Genomic DNA, 16,982 nt, shown 5'->3' with positions numbered 1-16,982 from the left:
TCATCACCATGGCACATGACACCTTCGACGCCCACCTCGACGACTGGCAAACCCTGCACACCCGCCAGCCTGCGAAAAGTCTGCTGCTGGGCAACGGCGCCAGCCGTGCGGTCTGGCGCAGCTTCGCCTACGACGCGTTGTTCGAGCGCGCGCAAAAGGTGCGCAACAAACCGTTGAGCCTGACCGACCTGGCCTTGTTCAAGTCGCTGCAGACCCAGAGTTTCGAACAGGTGCTGACCGTGCTCAACAGCACCGTGCGGGTCAACGCGGCCTTGGCGATCAGTTCGACCGCCCCGCTCAACCGCTACTACGCGATCAAGGAAGCGCTGATCCACGCGGTGCGCAGCGTGCACATCCCCTATCGCTTGCTCGATGAGCCACGCCTGGCGCTCCTGAACCGCGAGCTGCGCTCGTTCGAGACCGTGTACAGCAGCAATTACGACCTGCTCTGCCCCTGGGCCGTGCAGCATGACCCGCAGGGTTTCGCCGAGCTGATGGACGTGGACGCCGGTTTCGATATCCGCCGCACGGCCTCCCAGGGATCGCGCGTGCTGTACCTGCACGGCGGTCTGCACCTGATCAAGAACAGCGACGGCACGACCCGGCAGCGGACCGCCGAGGGCGAAGCCCTGCTCGACGGCTTTGCCATCAACACCCCAGGTGATGTACCACTGCTGGTCAACGAGGGCCCCAGCGCACAGAAGCTGTGCAGCATCCGCGATTCCGATTACCTGAGCTGGTGCCATGGCGAATTGAGCCTACAGGACGGTACGCTGTGCATTTTCGGCCACAACCTGGACAGCGACGACGCGCACATTCTCCAGGCCCTGCGCCAGGCGCCAGCGCAGACGTTCCACGTTTCGATCTTTCCGCTCAGCGATGCCTGGATCATCAGCCAGAAGCAGCGTTTCACGGCACTGTTCGCCGACTGCGGCAAAACCCTGCATTTCTTCGACGCAACCAGCCATGGCTTGGGGAGTGCGCAACTGAACGTACCGGTGCCCGCCGTTGTGAAGAAGCGTCGCTGAAGGCAAACGCCTTCAGCACAGCGATATCAACCCTTTTTCCAGCGCCAGCAGCACGGCCACGCTGCGCGAGCCCACGGCGAACTTGCGGCGGATGTTGGCGAAGTGAAAGTTAACCGTAGCCTCGGAGCAGGCCAATATGCGCGAGATTTCCCACGAGGACTTGCCTCTGCCGCTCCAGACGAGCACTTCCTGCTCGCGCGGCGTCAGCTTGATGTCGAGCGTCACTGCAAACTCCAACCCTTGACTTGAGCGCTCATGGTGGCGCTCGCCAAGGGTGGGTCACAACGCCGTCGACTTGTAGTGCCGACGCCTCACAGCAAGCTAGCCCAGCAGGCCGTCTTCCTGCAGCAAGGTCTGCAGGCGCTGCTCGCGAATGCCGTAGAACGCCTTCAACTCTTCGATCCTGGCCAGCGCTTCGGCGCTCGGGCTGGACGTGTCACGTTTGACCGCCAGAATCATCTTGTTCTTGTTGGTGTGTTCCAGAGAAATGAACTCGAACACCTTGGTTTCATAGCCGCAGGCGTCCAGCAGCAAGGCACGCAGGCTGTCGGTGACCATCTCGGCCTGCTGGCCCAGGTGCAGGCCGTATTGCAGCATGGGCTTGAGCAGGCCCGGGCTCTGGATCTGCAGGCGGATTTCCTTGTGGCAGCACGGCGAGCACATGATGATCGCCGCGCCGCAGCGGATACCGGTGTGAATGGCGTAGTCGGTGGCGATGTCGCAGGCATGCAGGGCGATCATCACATCGATTTCGCTGGGCACCACCGAGCGTACGTCACCGCATTCGAAAACCAGCCCTGGGTGGTCCAGCCCAGCGGCTGCGGCGTTGCACAGCTCGACCATGTCAGGGCGCAGTTCCACGCCCGTGACCTGTGCCTGACGCTGCAGAGAGTTGGCCAGGTAGTCGTGGATGGCGAAGGTCAGGTAGCCCTTGCCCGAGCCGAAGTCGGCGACCCGCACCGGCGCGTCGGCCCTGGCCAGCCGGGACGTGGCGAACGCGTGGGAAAACACTTCGATGAACTTGTTGATCTGTTTCCACTTGCGCGACATCGACGGGATCAACTGCCCCTGCTGGTCGGTCACGCCCAGGTCCTGCAGGAACGGCCGGTTCAATTCGAGGAACCGCTTCTTTTCCCGATCGTGGCCCAACTCCGGCGCAGCCCGTTCCTGTTGTTGCTTGTTGCGGTGCAGGCTGGCCTTGTTCTTCTTGCTGAATTCAAGCTGCAACTCATCGGTCAAGGTCAGCAGATGCGCGTTCTTGAAGGTGTCGGGCAAGGCCTCGGCAATGAACTGCTGACCATCGCTCAGACTGAAGTTCTTGGTGATGTCGCGGGTCTTGTAGCGGTACACGAACGACAGGCACGCCTCGCCCTTGATGGTCGCCAACTTGACGATCAGCCGCTGCAGCTCCGGCTCCTGGCCGACGTGGCGGGCCAGCACCAGCTTGATGAAAGCGTTCTGCGCCAGGCTGGTGTCGAGCAGGGCAAGGAATTCGGCGCGGGGGTCGGTGACGGGCATGGCGAAACGGATCTCGGGTGTGTTCAGGCGGGCATTTTAGTGGGTGTGCATGGACTTGGGGAAAATGGATTTGCCCTCACTGTCATGGAGGCATTTGTATCAATCCTGGCACCTGACTGGATTGACCGGCGCCGATACGTTAAAACACCTCCCACGAACTACAAAAACACTGCCACCTGTCACCGGCTGCAGCACCCTGTGCGGTACGCCAAAGAGAAGAACTCCATGAACAAGCTGTGTCTGCTGGGCGTCGTCGTCGGCCTGGCCTTGCAATCCGCGCATGCCGAAAGCCCCTCCCAAGGTCTGCAGAACAAGGAGGCATTCGTTGCCGACCTGCTCGCACGCATGACCGTAGACGAGAAGATCGGCCAGTTGCGGCTGATTGCCATCGGTGGGGAAATGACCCATCAGCGCATCGAAGCGGAGATTGCCGCTGGGCGTATCGGTGGCACGTTCAATTCGGTCACCCGAGCGGAAAACCGCCCCATGCAGGACGCTGCCCAGCGCAGCCGGCTGAAGATTCCGATGTTCTTCGCGTATGACGTCATTCATGGCCACCGTACCCAGTTTCCAATCAGCCTGGGCCTGGCCGCGAGCTGGGACATGGACGCCATTGCCCTGAGCGCCAGGACCTCGACCGCCGAAGCGGCCGCCGACGGGATCGACATGACCTTCGGGCCGATGGTCGACATTTCCCGCGATCCGCGCTGGGGCCGCATCAGCGAAGGGTTCGGCGAAGATACTCATCTGGTGTCGAAGATCGCCCGGGTGATGGTGGAGAACATCCAGGGCTCCAGCCCGGCCAATCCAGACCGGATGATGGCCAGCGCCAAGCATTTCGCCATGTACGGCGCAATCGAAGGCGGGCGTGACTACAACACCGTGGACATGAGCCCGCAGCGCATGTTCCAGGACTACCTGCCGCCCTACCGCGCCACTGTCGATGCCGGCACGGGCGGCATGATGGTCGCCTTGAACTCGATCAACGGCGTGCCGGCGACGTCCAACACCTGGCTGATGCAGGATGTACTGCGCAAACAATGGGGGTTCAAGGGCGTCACCATCAGCGACCACGGTGCCATCCATGAGCTGATCAAGCACGGTGTGGCCGCCGATGACCGCGAGGCGGCGAAACTGGCAATCAAGGCCGGCATCGACATGAGCATGAACGATCAGGCCTACGGCGAGCACCTCCCAGAGCTGCTCAAGAGTGGTCAGATCAGCGAGGCCGATCTCGACAACGCCGTGCGCGAAGTGCTCGGGGCCAAGTACGACATGGGTTTGTTCGCCAATCCGTACCTGCGCATCGGCAAGGCCCAGGACGATCCAGCCGACGTTAATGCGGAAAGCCGTCTGCATCGCGCCGAAGCCCGCGACGTGGCCCGCAAGACCCTGGTCCTGCTGAAAAACCAGAAGCAGACGCTGCCGCTGAAAAAGGATGCACACATCGCGCTGATCGGGCCACTGGCCGATGCGCCGGATGACATGCTCGGCAGTTGGTCTGCCGCAGGCGTGGCCGGGCAGTCGGTAACGCTGCTCAAGGGCCTGCGCAATGCCGTGAGCGACCCGGCCCATATCAAATATGCGTTGGGCGCCAACCTCAGCGACGACCGCGCCACCGTGGAGTTCATCACCCGGTTCCTGCCTGAAAACATGAAACTGCCCCACGATCCGCGCTCCAGCCAGGCCCTGATCGACGAGGCGTTGGCGGCGGCACGTGATGCTGACGTGATCGTCGCGGCGGTTGGCGAATGGCGTGGCATGAGCCATGAATCGGCCAGTCGCGTCGCGCTCGATCTGCCTCGCACCCAGCAGGCCTTGATCACCGCCCTGCGCGCCACCGGCAAACCGCTGGTGCTGGTACTGATGAACGGCCGTCCACTGACCATTGGCGAACAGCAGCGCCAGGCCGACGCGGTTCTGGAAACCTGGTACGCCGGCACCGAGGGTGGCAATGCCATCGCCGATGTGCTGTTCGGCGACTACAACCCGTCCGGCAAGCTGCCGGTCACCTTCCCGCGCTCGGTGGGCCAGGTGCCGCTGTACTACAGCCACTTGAGCATTGGCCGGCCGTTCACGCCAGGGCATCCAGGCAACTACAGTTCCCAATATTTCGATAGCGAGCAAGGTCCGCTGTACCCCTTCGGCTACGGCTTGAGCTACACCGATTTCAGCCTGTCGGACGTCAAGCTGTCGAGCAAGCGTATGAGCCGCGATGGCAAGGTCACAGCCAGCATCAACGTACGCAACATCGGCAAGGTCGCGGGCGAAACCGTGGTGCAGTTGTATGTGCGCGACGTGGCCGCTTCCATGGCCCGACCGGTCAAGGAGCTCAAGCATTTCCGCAAGCTGATGCTCAAGCCGGGCGAAAGCCAGACCCTGACCTTCGACATCGTCGAGGACGATCTGAAGTTCTATAACCAGCAACTGGTTCGTGCAGCGGAAGCGGGTCAATTCACTGTCATGATCGGGCTGGATTCCGACGACGTGAAAGAGGCGAACTTCGAGTTGTTGTAGCCGGCAATGGTCGAGTAGCGCCCGTGATCGACTCCCGAGCCCTGCGCCTGAGCGCTATTGTGCTGGCCATCGTGGCCGGCGCGGTGCTGTCCGCCGTCTGGGCCAGCGGCCATGCCCAGCGACTGGCCCAGAACGAAGAGGCGTCGCGCAGCGATGGCCAGCTGGCACTGTACGCCAACAGCCTGCACACGCTGATCGAGCGCTACCGCACCCTGCCTGCCGTACTGGCGCTGGATCCGCAACTGCGGCAGGCGTTGCAGGGGCCGATCGACGCGGCCACCCAGGATGTGCTGAACCGCAAGCTGGAGCGCATCAACGCGGCCGCTCGCTCCTCGACTCTGGAACTGCTCGACCGCGCCGGTCTGGCGGTGGCCGCCAGCAACTGGCGCCTGCCCACCAGCTATGTGGGTCACAACTACGCGTTCCGGCCTTATTTCAGCCAGTCGGTCAGCCAGGGCAGCGGGCGTTTCTATGCCGTGGGCGTGACCAGCGGTATCCCCGGCTATTTCCTGTCCAGCGCCATCAAGGACAGCCGGGACGGTTTTCTCGGCGCCATGGTGGTCAAGCTGGAACTGCCCGAGCTGGAACAGGAATGGGCGCAGGGGCCTGACACGCTGCTGGTCAGCGATGCGCGGGGCGTGGTGTTCATCGCCAATCGGCCGGGCTGGCGCTATCGCACGCTGCACGCCTTGAGCGATGCCGACCGCACTGAGTTGCAGCGCACTCGCCAGTATCACGACCAAGCCGTGCAGCCGCTGGATCACCAAGTGCTGGACACGCTCGACGCCGCGGCCAGGCGAGTACGGGTCAACGGCCCACAGGGCACGGCCGACTATCTCTGGGCATCGTTGCCGATGGCCAGTGAAGGCTGGACCTTGCACCTGCTCAAACCACCCGTCGCGGGCAACGAGGACAGCCGCAATGCCGCGCTGGCGGCGGTGGGCGTGTGGCTGAGCCTGGTCTTCGGTGGCTTGTGGCTGAACCAGCGCCGTCGTCTGGCCGCCCTGCGCCAGCGCAGCCGCGAGCAGCTGGAGTCGCTGGTACGGGCACGTACCCGCGAATTGCGCGACGCCCAGGAAGGTCTGGTTCAGGCGGCGAAGCTGGCCGCCCTTGGCCAGATGTCGGCAGCGCTGGCCCACGAGATCAGCCAACCGCTGACGGCGCAGCGCATGCAACTGGCGAGCCTGCGGCTGTTGCTCGATCAGGATCGCATCGATGCGGCGCGCCAGGCCCTGGCGCCGCTGGAGCAGATGCTGACACGCATGGCGGCGCTAACGACTCACTTGAAAACCTTCGCCCGCAAGAGCCCGGCAGGCGTACGCGAACGACTCGACCTGGCGCGGGTGCTCGATCAGGCCTTGCAGTTGCTGGAAACGCCTCTGCAGGCAGCCGGGGTCCGCCTGCATCTGCAGGTCAGCCGGCCTGCCTGGGTGCGCGGCGACGCCATCCGCCTGGAACAGGTGATGATCAACCTGTTGCGCAATGCGCTGGACGCCATGAGCAGCGAGCCGGCCAAGGACCTGCACATCACCCTGCAGATTCACGGCGAACACTGGCATCTGGGCATCGCCGACAGTGGCAGCGGCATTGCCAGTGAACACATCGAGCATTTGTTCGATCCGTTTTTCACCACCAAGCCGATCGGCGAAGGGCTTGGCCTGGGGCTGGCGGTCTCGCTGGCGATCGCCCATGAACACGGTGGTCAGCTGAGCGCGGAAAACCTGGAGCGTGGCGCTCGCTTCACCCTCGCCCTGCCCCTCGACAAGGAGCCTGCATGAGCAATCAAGTGATGGTCATCGACGACGAAGCGAGCATTCGTGACGCCGTCGAACAATGGTTGGGCCTCAGTGGCTTTTCGGTGCAGCGTTTCAGCCAGGCCGAGGAGTGCCTGGCACAACTGCCAGAGGATTTCCCCGGCGTGATCCTCAGCGATGTGCGCATGCCGGGCATGGGCGGGCTTGGTCTGCTGGCGCAACTCCAGGCACGCGATCCCGAATTGCCGGTGATTCTCTTGACCGGCCACGGTGACGTACCGATGGCGGTGCAGGCCATGCGCGATGGTGCCTACGACTTTCTCGAAAAACCATTCAGCCCGGAAAGCCTGCTGAGCAGCTTGCGGCGGGCTCAGGACAAGCGTCGGCTGGTCCTGGAAAACCGCCGTCTGCACAACCGCGCCGACTTCAGCGAGCAATTGCAGGCGACCCTGCTCGGCGCGGCGCCCGCCATCGCCCAACTGCGCCGCCAGGTGCTGGACCTGGCCTCACTGCCGGTCAACGTAGTGATTCGCGGCGAGACCGGCAGTGGCAAGGAGCTGGTCGCACGCTGCCTGCACGATTTCGGCCCGCGCGCCGGCAAGCCGTTCGTGGCGCTCAATTGCGCTGCCATTCCCGAGGCGTTGTTCGAGGCCGAACTGTTTGGCCATGAAAGCGGCGCCTTCACCGGTGCGCAAGGCAAGCGCATCGGCAAGCTGGAATACGCTCACGGCGGAACGTTGTTTCTCGACGAGATCGAAAGCCTGCCCATGGCCCAGCAAGCCAAGCTGCTGCGCGTGCTGCAGGAGCAGAAGCTCGAACGTCTGGGCTCCAACCAGAGCATCACGGTGGACCTGCGCCTGGTCGCGGCCAGCAAGCCCGATCTGCTGGAGCAGGCCAGGGCCGGGCTGTTTCGCGAAGACCTGGCTTATCGGCTGAATGTCGCCGAACTGCGCCTGCCACCGCTGCGCGAGCGGCGTGAAGACATCGTGTGCCTGTTCGATCATTTCACGGCGGCCACCGCAAAGCGCCTGGGACGCCCGGTACCGGTGGTGAACACGACGCAACTGAGTCAGTTGCTCAGCCACGATTGGCCCGGCAATGTCCGCGAGCTGGCCAACGCCGCCGAACGCCACGTGCTGGGGCTGGCCGCGCCTGCCCTGGAAACACCCGGCGGCGGGCTGTCGTTGGCGGCGCAGCAGGAAGCGTTCGAAGCGCAATGCCTGCGTGCGGCACTGGCCCGACATCGGGGTGACATCAAAGCGGTGATGCACGCCCTGCAAGTGCCCCGGCGGACCTTGAACGAAAAGATGCAGCGTCACGGACTGGCGCGCGAAGACTTTCGCGAATAGGCAAAAATCCGCTTATCACCCTTCTCGTGTCAGCAAGAATCCGCCTACTTAATGCATAAGCCCCTGCAAAACCTGGGCTTCGCAGGCTGGCACGGCTTCTGCTATTGCCTTGGCAAGCGCGACTCAACGTGCTGCCAACAATAACGAGAAGGTTCCATCATGGATAACTCAAACACCCTGCCCGCCGGGGCAAGTGCTGCATCCGCCCCGCCTCGCACCACCGCAAGCCGGGTCAAATCGATCTTCAGCGGTTCGGTCGGCAACATGGTCGAATGGTATGACTGGTACGTCTACGCCGCATTCTCCCTGTACTTCGCCCAAGTGTTCTTCCCCAAGGACAGTCTTAACGCCCAACTGCTCAACACTGCCGCGATCTTCGCCGTCGGGTTTCTGATGCGCCCCATCGGCGGCTGGCTGATGGGCCTGTATGCCGACCGCAAAGGCCGCAAGGCGGCGCTGATGGCCTCGGTCCTGCTGATGTGCTTCGGCTCGCTGGTGATCGCCCTGACACCGGGCTACGAAACCATTGGCATCTGGGCACCGGTGCTGCTGGTCTTGGCGCGGCTGATGCAGGGCCTCTCGGTGGGCGGTGAATACGGCACCTCCGCCACCTACCTGAGCGAGATGGCCACCCGCGAGCGACGTGGTTTTTTCTCTAGCTTCCAGTACGTCACCCTGATCTCCGGTCAGTTGATCGCCCTGGCGGTGCTGATCGTGCTGCAACAGACGCTCACCGAAGAACAATTGCTGAGCTGGGGCTGGCGCGTACCCTTCGTGATCGGTGCGCTGTGCGCCGTGGTTGCTTTGTGGCTGCGTCGCGGTATGGAAGAGACCGAATCCTTCACCCAGAAAAAGGTCTCCAAGGAAAGCACGATGCGCACCCTGTTGCGCCACCCCAAGGAACTGCTGACCGTGGTCGGCCTGACCATGGGCGGCACCCTGGCCTTCTACACCTACACCACCTACATGCAGAAGTACCTGGTCAACACGGTAGGCTTCAGCAAGGCCGACTCGACGGCCATCTCGGCCGCCACGTTGTTCCTGTTCATGTGCCTGCAACCGGTCATCGGCGCCCTTTCCGACAAGGTCGGACGCCGCCCGATCCTGATCGCCTTCGGCGTACTGGGCACCCTGTGCACCGTCCCCATCCTGACCACCCTGCACACCATTGAAACCTGGTGGGGCGCGTTCTTCCTGATCATGGCGGCGCTGATCATCGTCAGTGGATACACCTCCATCAACGCGGTGGTTAAAGCTGAGCTGTTCCCCACCGAAATCCGCGCCCTGGGCGTCGGCCTGCCCTACGCACTGACCGTATCGGTCTTCGGCGGCACCGCCGAACTGATCGCGCTGTGGTTCAAGCAGATCGGCATGGAAACCGGCTACTACTGGTATGTGACCGCCTGCATCGCCTGCTCACTGCTGGTGTACGTGTTCATGAAGGACACCCAGAAGCACTCGCGGATCGAAACGGACTGAAGCCAGGCATGCCCCCGCCGCGACGGCGGGGGCAGTTGCACTGGAAACCGCTGACAACGCACACTGGGGGCACTTGAACGCTGAGGACTGCCCCCGATGTCGGATGACACCTACTACTACGAACCCGCCAAGGGCCATGGTTTGCCCCACGACCCGTTCAACGCCATCGTCGGCCCGCGGCCGATCGGCTGGATCTCTTCCCAAGACCGCGAAGGTCGTCTGAACCTGGCGCCCTACAGCTTCTTCAATGCCTTCAACTACACGCCGCCGATCATTGGCTTCGCCAGCGTGGGACGCAAGGACAGCCTGAACAACATCGAGCAGACCGGCGAGTTCGTCTGGAATCTGTCGACTCGCGCCCTGGCCGAGCAGATGAACCAGAGCTGCGCGGCAGTGGGACCCGAAGTAGACGAGTTCGAACTCAGCGGTTTGCAGCACGCGCCTTCGAAGATCGTCAGCGTGCCGCGGGTGCTCGAAGCGCCGGTGTCATTCGAATGCAAGGTGACCCAGATCATTCAACTCAAGGGCGCCGATCAGCAAGAGGTGCCCACCTGGTTGATTCTGGGGGAGGTGGTGGCGGTGCACATCGCCAAGTCACTGCTCAAGGACGGCATCTACGACACAGCCGCGGCCGGCCCGATCCTGCGTGGCGGCGGCCCGGCCGATTACTTCGAGATCGGTCCGCAGGCGCTGTTCCAGATGCACCGGCCACAAGTCAAGTAGGCGCAAACACCGGTTCGCCGTCTTCGTCGACACGGGCCAGTGTCGACAAGACCTCGGCAGCAGCGCCATCGGCCTCGTGGGCAGTGGCGAACGACTGGCCATCGAGCACCTTGTGGAAACGAGGGGCGCCACCGCCCTGCAGCGCCTTGATGGCAATGGCGGCGCGGTAAGTGCCCGCCTCCGGCACTACTGCCGAAACCGCTTCGTGATGTTCGAATACCTTGCGTGCCATGACGTACCTCGGGCCGATGGAAAAGCCGCGATTGTACGCGGCTCAGGCCGCACTGGCATGTTCGAGCGCCGCGTCACCGAAGGTGTGCAGGTCGAGGCTGGTCACCAGCAGGCCGTGGACCAGATCGGAGAACACCTGCATGCCCGGCGAGTTGAGCCAGGCGGTCATCGCGGCCTGATCGCGCCAAACGCCAGCCACCTGCCACAGTCGCTCGTCGCCGTGACTGCGCTGGACCGCAAAGTGCAGACAGCCAGGCATGGCCAGCGCGGGCCGTACCAGCGCCGACAAACCCAGCCCGACCCGCTCCGAATCACCTGGCCGGGCGGTGACCAGGGCACAATGACTGACGGTAGAAAATGAGTTCATGCTCGACTCTCCCTGATTGAACGTTCTGCGGTGAACACAGTTGCAGCGACAACGTTACGCAACCCCGGAGCGCAGGGGTTAGCCGTTTCCTGTCAAGGTCTTGCCCGATCCTGCCGGGTTGCAGCTTCGTTCAACCGGTATAGCTTATTTTGGGCACTTTCAGGCTTGCCCGCTAACACTGCCCGCCTCGGTGTGTACAAGGCCCTGACGCAAGTTGGCAGGATTGGGCAAACATCCAGCAGCTATCGTCTACCTCTGGCATTAAGCGCGGATTATCCTCGTGTCATGTGATGTACAGATCCTGGAGCCCGCATGACCCTCTCCGCCCCTGCTTTGTTACCGCTGGACCCCGCTCTGGAACACAGCCGTCGCGAACTGGCCGAGCGCATCGCGCGCGGCGCCCAGACGCCAGGCGACCATGGCACCGCGATCAGCGGCCTGCGCCTGGTGCGTTATGAGGAATGCGTGCAGTCATTCCCGGCCCTGGTCCAACCGGCGCTGTGCATTCTTGCCAATGGCAGCAAGGAAGTGCGCCTGGGCGATGAGCGCTATGTCTACGATCCGTTGAATTTTCTGGTGGTGTCGGTGGCCATGCCGGTCTCGGGACGGATCCTCGATGCCACCCCGCACGATCCCAGCCTGTCGCTGCGGCTGGACATCGACCCCGAGGAAATCAACGCAGTGATCGCCGACGCCGGACCGTTGGGTGTGCCCACGCGCTCGACCCAGCGCGGCCTGTACGTGGAGCGAATGGACACGGCCTTTCTGGATGCCGTGCTGCGCCTGGTCCGGCTGCTGGAGACTCCACGGGACATTGCCGTGCTGGCACCCCTGGTGAGGCGGGAAATCCTCTACCGTCTGTTAGGCGGGCAACAAGGTCATCGACTCTACGAAATCGCGGTGGCGCACAGTCAGACCCATCGCGTGAGCCAAGCCATCGCCTGGATCAACCGGCATTTCCATCGCAGCCTGCGCATCGAAGACCTGGCCCGGGAAGTCAACTTGAGCGTGTCCACCCTGCACCACCGCTTCAAGGCGGTAACCTCCATGAGCCCGCTGCAATATCAGAAACAGCTTCGCTTGCAGGAGGCGCGCCGGCTCATGCTCAGCGAAGACCTCGACGCTTCGGCGGCCGGGTACCGAGTGGGTTACGAAAGCCCTTCCCAGTTCAGCCGCGAATACAGCCGCCATTTCGGCGCGCCGCCGGTGCGAGATCTGGCACGGCTGCGGATCAGTCTGTAGGTCTCGCAGGCAGACCTGGAAAAAACACCGGGTCACCGATAGAACCGATAGCTAGCTATCCAGTACACTCAAGGCCACGGCCCGCGGCCATCTGGCCTCGGCGTTTCCCTACAGGCCCACCTGTGACCGATCTCAGCCATTCCCCGCCGGCCATCAAGAGCATTCTGGTGGCCTTGATGCTGGCCATTTTTCTCGGCGCCCTGGATCAGACCATCGTTGCGGTCTCGATGCCGGCCATCTCCGCGCAGTTCAACGACGTCGACCGGCTAGCCTGGGTGATTTCCGGGTACATGGTGGCCATGACCGTGGCTACGCCGATCTACGGCAAGCTGGGCGACCTGTATGGCCGTCGGCGGATGATCCTCATCGGCACCGGACTGTTCACCGTCGCGTCGCTGTTCTGCGGCATGGCGCAGAGCATGGAGCAGCTGGTGCTGGCGCGCCTGCTGCAAGGGGTCGGCGCTGGCGGCATGGTGTCGGTCAGCCAGGCAATCATCGGTGACGTGGTGCCCCCTCGCGAGCGCGGTCGCTACCAGGGGTATTTCAGCAGCATGTACGCCGCAGCCAGTGTGTTGGGGCCGGTGCTGGGCGGCTACATGACCCAGTACCTGTCGTGGCGCTGGGTGTTTTTGATCAACCTGCCGCTGGGCGCATTCGCCTGTTGGTACGCCAACCGCAAGCTGGCCGGGCTGCCAATTCCGCAGCGCACGCCGGTCATCGACTACCTGGGCACGGTGCTGATGATCATCGGTTTGAGCACCTTGCTGATGAGCATCACCCGCATCGGCCAGGGTCATGGGCTGGGCGACACGCAGGTGTGGGGCCTGCTGGTGGTGGCCGTGGTGGCACTGCTGGGTTTCGTCTGGCATGAGCGACGCTTTCGCGAGCCTCTGCTGCCGCTGCACCTGTTCGCCATTCCAGCGGCGGTGCTGTGCTGGTGCTCGGTGTTTTTCACCAGCTTCCAGGCCATTGGCCTGAGCGTGATGATGCCCCTGCGTTTCCAGACCGTCACCGGGGCCGGGGCCGATGCAGCGGCGCTGTACCTGCTGCCGCTGGCGCTGGGCCTGCCGATTGGCGCGTTCCTGGGCGGGCGTCGGACTTCACAGACCGGGCGTTACAAACCGATCATCCTGACCGGGGCGCTGCTTGCCCCGTTGGGCATTGTGGGCATGTCGTTCAGCCCGCCGGATAACCTGCTGCTCAGCGTGGGCTTCATGTTGTTGACCGGCTTCGCCTGCGGCCTGCAGTTTCCCACCTCGCTGGTGGGCGCGCAGAACTCGGTGCAGGCCAGGGACATTGGTGTGGCGACCAGCACCCTGGCATTGTTTCGCTCGCTGGGGGGCGCGGTTGGGGTAGCTTGCCTGTCGGCACTGCTCCTGGCCATGTTGCACGGCGTGCAGTTGGCGGACGGTGCCTTGGGCGGTCACGGCCTTGAGGCGATGGGCGGCAATGTGCTGCTGACCGGGCTCAATGCGGCGGCAGGCCCGGCACGGGACGCCTTGCGCCTGGAACTGGGGCAGACCTTTCAACACCTGCTGTGGGCCAGTGCCGGTATTTCGCTGCTGGGACTGGCCGTGGCATTGGCGCTGCCCAATCTGGAACTGCGGGGCCGTGGGCATGGGGAGAAGTAGCTTGTATGGAGGGCAGGTCTGGCTTCTTCGCGGGTAGAACCCGCTCTCACAAGGGGTGGAGCGAAGCTGCTTGACCTGTGGGAGCGGGTTCTACCCGCGAAGGGGCCCGCTCAGACAGCCGGTCGCTTCTTGCGTTGGGCCCAGGCCACGGCCAGGCCGCTGAGGCAGATGACGCTGATGCCCACCACCCCGAAGATATCCGGGGTATGGTCGAAGATCAGGTAACCGTACATCCCGGCAAACAGGATCTGTCCGTAGCTGAACGGCGCCAGCAGCGCCGGCGCCGCATGGCGAAAGGCTTGGGTCAGCAGGAGATGCCCTAACATGCCGCAGGTGCCCAGCCCCACCATGAACAAGGCATCGATCCAGCCCGGTGCCTGCCAGAAGAACGGCAGCACCGCGCTCATGATCAGAGTGTTGAAGATACCGGCAAGAAAGTTGCTGGTGGTCGGGCTGTCGATGCCGCTGAGCTTGCGCGTGAGCAACTGGTACAGACCGAAGAAGAACGCGGAAATCAGCGGCAGGATGATGGCCGGGGTGAACAAGGCACCGCCGGGCCGGATGACGATGAGTACACCGATGAAGCCCGTGATCACCGCCGCCCACTGAGCGCGCGTGACGACTTCCTTGAGCAGCGGCACCGACAGCGCCGTCACCAGCAAGGGCGCCAGGAAGTTCACCGCGGTGGCCTCGGCCAACGGTATGTAACGCAGGCTGGTGGTGAAGAACAGGCTGGTGGCGATCAGGCACAGCGCGCGCAGCAGCTGCAATCCGGGTCGCTTGGTGCGGATGACCGTGGACAAACCGGTCTGCGGCACGAAGATGGCCAGCATCAACAGGGTGTGCACCACATAGCGCGCCCACACCACCACGACGATGGGAAAAAACCCGGAGAGGTACTTGGACAAGGCGTCGTGACTGGCGAAGAGCAACGTCGCCAGACAGATCAGCGCGATACCGCGCAGCGGCTGGCTGGCCCCAGTAAGCAACGGGTTTTGCACGCTCATTCACACGCTCGCAACAGGATGATGAAAGGGTACCGACCGGGCGGGTAAGGTCGATGATGGCGCGAGCGGGGGCAGTGTTACAACTTGATTCACAACTTTATTTGCGCAACGCCGGCGTCAGGCTCAGCGTTTGCAGGCTCAGGTCCACCCAACGCTCGGCTTCCTGGAAAAGGTCGAAACTGCCAGGAACCAGCAACCATTGACCGATCATGCCATCTATATAGGCGTGCAAGGCGATGGCGGCCCTGACGGTATCCAGGTCACTCGGCAGCTGTTCACGGTTCACCGCATTTCTCAGCGAGCGTTCGATGCGCACATTGCAGTCGATGCTGACCGTCTGACGTTGGCGACGCATGTCACACATTTCATCGGTGAACTCGCACTTATGATGCAGAATTTCGTTGAGACGGCGGGTCTTGGGGTCCACGGCGATCTGCTGGAACAGGCGGATCAGCAGCTTGCGCATGCAACCCAGTGGATCGGGCTCATCCTCGCTTTCGCTGGCCTGGGCCAATTCTTCGAGCGGTTCCTGCAGGCTGTCGAGCATGGCCTGGACCAGATCGGCCTTGTTGCTGAAGTGCCAATAGATGGCGCCGCGCGTCACCCCGGCCAGGGTTGCGATGTCGGCCAAGGTCGTGCGAGCCACACCGCGCTCGTAGAAAGCCTGTTCGGCGGCCTCGAGAATCTGGCTTCGGGTTTCCTGGGCTTCCTCTTTGGTACGGCGAACCATGGCAGTAGAACCTCAATCTTCAATGCACGGGCCATGCGGTACGCGGCGCGTGCTCAGGCCGGGAATCCCTTTTGTGCGGGGCTTGTCCCGAATGTCGATGGTGCGCCGCCTCGTCGCGGGCATCAGGCCATCAAGTTGTTTACAAACAACCACGAATGTAAGTATATTCGTTAGTAAGCTATTAATCCAGTCGTAACATTTTTTCAACCTTCCACTATTCTTGAGCCCTCCCACGCGCTCACGACCCGAGGATCTTCATGCAATTCAAGCCAGTTGTTACCGCTCTGGTATCCGCCGTCGCCCTGGCAACCCTGCTCAGCGGCTGTGACAAAAAGGAAGAAGCAGCCCCGCAGCAGGCTCAGCAGGCTCCTCAGGTCGGCGTGGTTACCTTGAAAGCCCAACCCTACACCCTGACCAGCGAACTGCCGGGCCGGACCACCGCGTACCGCGTGGCCGAAGTGCGGCCGCAGGTCAACGGGATCATCCTCAAGCGTCTGTTCAAGGAAGGTACCGAGGTCAAGGCCGGGCAGCAGCTCTATCAGATCGACCCGTCGGTGTACGAGGCCACGCTGGGCAGCTCCCAGGCGACCCTGGAATCGGCCAAGTCGCTGGCCGGACGCTACAAGCAGTTGATCGACGAGCAAGCCGTCAGCCGCCAGGAATACGACAACGCCCGCTCGCAGCAGCTGCAAGCTGAAGCCTCGGTCAAGAGCGCGCAGATCGACTTGCGCTACACCAAGGTGCTGGCGCCGATCTCGGGCCGCATCGGTCGTTCCGACGTGACCGAAGGCGCGCTGGTGACCAATGGCCAGACCAACGCCATGGCCACCATTCAGCAGCTGGACCCGATCTACGTCGACGTGACCCAGTCGTCCGCCGAAATGCTCCGGTTGCGTCGCGACCTGGACAGCGGCAAGTTGCAGAAGGCCGGCGACAACGCCGCCTCGGTGAAACTGACCCTGGAAGACGGCAGCGAATACAGCCAGACCGGCAAGCTGGAGTTCTCCGAGGTGTCAGTCGACCAGGCCACCGGATCGGTGACCCTGCGCGCCGTGTTCCCCAACCCCGAGCACGTGCTGCTGCCGGGCATGTTCGTTCACGCCAAGCTGCAGGCCGGTGTGCGCAGCGAGGCCATCCTGGCACCGCAGCAAGGCGTGACCCGTGACCTCAAGGGCACCCCGACCGCCTTGATCGTGAACAAGGACAACAAGGTCGAGCAGCGCGAGCTGGTGGCCAACCGCACCGACGGCGCGTTCTGGGTGATCGAGAAAGGCCTGAACGCCGGCGATCGCGTCATCACCGAGGGCCTGCAGTACGTCAAGCCAGGCGCCGACGTGACCGTGAAGGAAGCGGGCAACCTGACGCCCGGCCAGTCCGATTCCACCGCCACAGGCGAAGGTAAGTAA

15 protein-coding genes are annotated in these 16,982 nt (G+C 63.1%); 9 read left to right on the top strand and 6 right to left on the bottom strand.

Features of this window, described 5'->3' with window-relative positions; genetic code table 11:
- Window positions 1–8: 8 nt before the first annotated feature.
- Window positions 9–1,028: a DUF4917 family protein gene (locus tag AC788_RS11075; protein WP_049860696.1), complete on the top strand. Its 1,020-nt coding sequence runs from the start codon at window positions 9–11 to the stop codon at window positions 1,026–1,028.
- Between the two features lie 12 nt (window positions 1,029–1,040).
- Here the strand turns inward: AC788_RS11075 and AC788_RS22045 are convergent, their stop codons facing one another.
- Window positions 1,041–1,253: a response regulator transcription factor gene (locus tag AC788_RS22045; RefSeq protein ID WP_275669801.1), complete on the bottom strand. Its 213-nt coding sequence runs from the start codon at window positions 1,251–1,253 to the stop codon at window positions 1,041–1,043.
- Window positions 1,254–1,349: 96 nt separating this feature from the next.
- Window positions 1,350–2,546, bottom strand: coding sequence for a class I SAM-dependent methyltransferase (locus AC788_RS11065; protein ID WP_049860694.1), 1,197 nt, complete (start codon window positions 2,544–2,546; stop codon window positions 1,350–1,352).
- 225 nt (window positions 2,547–2,771) lie between these two features.
- On the opposite strand from AC788_RS11065, the gene bglX reads away from it, so the two are divergent.
- From bglX to AC788_RS11040, 5 genes are all read left to right on the top strand, one after another.
- Window positions 2,772–5,063 carry a beta-glucosidase BglX gene (gene bglX, locus AC788_RS11060; protein ID WP_049860693.1) on the top strand — a complete coding sequence of 764 codons (2,292 nt, stop codon included), beginning with the start codon at window positions 2,772–2,774 and terminating at the stop codon, window positions 5,061–5,063.
- A 23-nt stretch (window positions 5,064–5,086) separates the two neighbouring features.
- The gene (locus AC788_RS11055; RefSeq protein ID WP_049860692.1) at window positions 5,087–6,841 is read left to right on the top strand and encodes an ATP-binding protein; all 1,755 of its coding nucleotides are present in this window, start codon (window positions 5,087–5,089) and stop codon (window positions 6,839–6,841) included.
- Window positions 6,838–8,166 carry a sigma-54-dependent transcriptional regulator gene (locus tag AC788_RS11050; RefSeq protein WP_049860691.1) on the top strand — a complete coding sequence of 443 codons (1,329 nt, stop codon included), beginning with the start codon at window positions 6,838–6,840 and terminating at the stop codon, window positions 8,164–8,166. The genes AC788_RS11055 and AC788_RS11050 overlap by 4 nt, the downstream gene beginning before the upstream one ends.
- Before the next feature lie 159 nt (window positions 8,167–8,325).
- Window positions 8,326–9,645, top strand: coding sequence for an MFS transporter (locus tag AC788_RS11045; RefSeq protein WP_049860690.1), 1,320 nt, complete (start codon window positions 8,326–8,328; stop codon window positions 9,643–9,645).
- 96 nt (window positions 9,646–9,741) lie between these two features.
- The gene (locus tag AC788_RS11040) at window positions 9,742–10,368 is read left to right on the top strand and encodes a flavin reductase family protein (RefSeq protein ID WP_049860689.1); all 627 of its coding nucleotides are present in this window, start codon (window positions 9,742–9,744) and stop codon (window positions 10,366–10,368) included.
- Here the strand turns inward: AC788_RS11040 and AC788_RS11035 are convergent.
- Window positions 10,361–10,600, bottom strand: a complete 240-nt coding sequence (locus AC788_RS11035) for a hypothetical protein (protein WP_049860688.1) — start codon at window positions 10,598–10,600, stop codon at window positions 10,361–10,363. The genes AC788_RS11040 and AC788_RS11035 overlap by 8 nt on opposite strands.
- 42 nt (window positions 10,601–10,642) lie before the next feature.
- Window positions 10,643–10,966: an antibiotic biosynthesis monooxygenase family protein gene (locus AC788_RS11030; RefSeq protein WP_049860687.1), complete on the bottom strand. Its 324-nt coding sequence runs from the start codon at window positions 10,964–10,966 to the stop codon at window positions 10,643–10,645.
- A 312-nt stretch (window positions 10,967–11,278) separates the two neighbouring features.
- Here AC788_RS11030 and AC788_RS11025 point away from each other — a divergent pair, with 312 nt between their 5' ends.
- Entirely contained in the window at window positions 11,279–12,208 is a 930-nt protein-coding gene (locus AC788_RS11025) for an AraC family transcriptional regulator (protein ID WP_049860686.1), read from the top strand.
- 176 nt (window positions 12,209–12,384) lie between these two features.
- Window positions 12,385–13,839, top strand: coding sequence for an MDR family MFS transporter (locus AC788_RS11020; protein WP_442965541.1), 1,455 nt, complete (start codon window positions 12,385–12,387; stop codon window positions 13,837–13,839).
- A 110-nt stretch (window positions 13,840–13,949) separates the two neighbouring features.
- Here AC788_RS11020 and AC788_RS11015 read toward each other — a convergent pair whose 3' ends face one another.
- Complete coding sequence (locus AC788_RS11015) at window positions 13,950–14,846, bottom strand: DMT family transporter (RefSeq protein WP_049860684.1); 897 nt, start codon at window positions 14,844–14,846, stop codon at window positions 13,950–13,952.
- Window positions 14,847–14,943: 97 nt separating this feature from the next.
- On the bottom strand, window positions 14,944–15,576 hold the full coding sequence (locus AC788_RS11010; protein WP_049860683.1) for a TetR family transcriptional regulator: 633 nt from the start codon (window positions 15,574–15,576) through the stop codon (window positions 14,944–14,946).
- 257 nt (window positions 15,577–15,833) lie between these two features.
- Between AC788_RS11010 and AC788_RS11005 the strand changes: the two genes are divergently transcribed.
- Window positions 15,834–16,982: an efflux RND transporter periplasmic adaptor subunit gene (locus AC788_RS11005; protein WP_049860682.1), complete on the top strand. Its 1,149-nt coding sequence runs from the start codon at window positions 15,834–15,836 to the stop codon at window positions 16,980–16,982.

Source organism: Pseudomonas sp. RIT-PI-a, assembly GCF_001187875.1.
Classification (GTDB): domain Bacteria; phylum Pseudomonadota; class Gammaproteobacteria; order Pseudomonadales; family Pseudomonadaceae; genus Aquipseudomonas; species Aquipseudomonas coleopterorum.
Note: the sequence above shows the minus strand (reverse complement) of the source record. Positions and strands in the feature narration are given on the sequence as shown.